This window comes from Aquabacterium parvum (assembly GCF_001447195.1).
GTDB lineage: Bacteria > Pseudomonadota > Gammaproteobacteria > Burkholderiales > Burkholderiaceae_C > Aquabacterium > Aquabacterium parvum.
Genome location: NZ_LFRI01000409.1, coordinates 1 through 1,430, shown reverse-complemented (window position 1 = coordinate 1,430; position 1,430 = coordinate 1). Strand labels below are relative to the sequence as shown.

Here is a 1,430-nt window from a genome sequence, read left to right as displayed (position 1 = left end):
GAACGCTACCGACAGCGGGTCGAGTACCACCTGCGCAAACGAGCCGAGAGCCTGGGCTTGCGCTTGGTGCCGATGGAGGTCGCATGAACACCCCTTGGCAAATCAATCACTTATGGTGTGTTTCTTGAGAGGCTGGGGCGCGTAGTGGAAGAGGGTTGATGCCACTTTGCCTTTCGCTTGTTATATGGCGGAGCACATTGAGGTGAGCACCAATGCGCCAAAACATGATGATATTGATGATGGCCAGTGCAATGGTAGTACTCCATCCCAAGACCTCTCGACTGCTACCAGCTAGAGCCATTGGCAGCAGCATAAGTAGGACATACATGGCTACGGCGAATTTCAAACCGACAGTTACCGAAAGAGGGAAGTACCGTTGGAGAAACTGTTGGCCGGATGATCCGCCATTCTTGATGTGCAGATAGATCAAACCGCAGACGGTGATCAAGAACGTGACCCATGAGTTCGCAAGCGACCATGAGCTAATGTGGGGAGATGGAGTAGTTGCAATGATGGTGAACTGAAGCCAGTCAAAGGCCATGATTGCAAGGAAGTAGTAAAAGCTCGCCGCTTCTGAAAGATGTCCTTGACGAAGCAAGTCAAGAACGAAGCGGGTACTCCAAAAGTGGCGATGACTTAGTGAAGACATAAGCTGCTATGCGCTCTCTCGAAAGGCCTAACGCCCAAGTTCAGGGGCGCGCGCTTGGCATGGCCGAAGCGCGCACTGGTGGAGGCGTCCCCTGCAACGCACAGTTAGGCCGGTGATGGCGTACGGCTGACTTGGCATGAAACCCCTGTGTGTTGATTGCTGGGCCAATGCCAGCTTGAATGCAAGCATGCCACGAGACCTTGCGCGAACCAAGAAGCGCATGCCTGACTGCCAGTAGCCACCGAGGAGGTGGCTCGCTTGGCTTGCGCAAGCGGCGAATTTACGCGAGGGCCTAACGCCCAAGTTCAGGGGCGCCCGCTTGGCATGGCCGAAGCGTGCACTGGTGGAGGCGTCCCCTGCAACGCACAGTTAGGCCGATGGTGGCATGAGGCAGCATGTGCATGATTCCCTGTGTGTTGAATGCTTGGCTGATGCCAGCTTGAATGCGAGCATGCCACGAGACCTTGCGCGAACCAATAAACGAAAGCTTGGCTGCCACTAGCCACCGAGAAGGTGGCTCGCTTGGCCTGTGCAAGCGGTGCATTTACGCGAGGGCCTAACGCCCAAGTTCAGGGGCGCCCGCTTGGCATGGCCGAAGCGTGCACTGGTGGAGGCGTCCCCTGCAACGCCCAGTTAGGCCGGTGGTGGGTAATAGTCCGACGACCACCCTCTTGCCGAGTTGAGATGGCGGCATGAAGATCGCGTCCACTATGAAGATGGTGGACGCGATCGTAAAACAAGAGCCTGGCGCCAAGTCACGCTCTACGGGGGTGCGCTTACG

General features: G+C 56.6%; 1 protein-coding gene. It reads right to left on the bottom strand.

The window, feature by feature from the left end; all coding sequences use genetic code 11:
- Positions 1-106 precede the first annotated feature (106 nt).
- Complete coding sequence (locus ABG80_RS22075; RefSeq protein ID WP_152987687.1) at positions 107-598, bottom strand: hypothetical protein; 492 nt, start codon at positions 596-598, stop codon at positions 107-109.
- Positions 599-1,430: the final 832 nt, after the last annotated feature.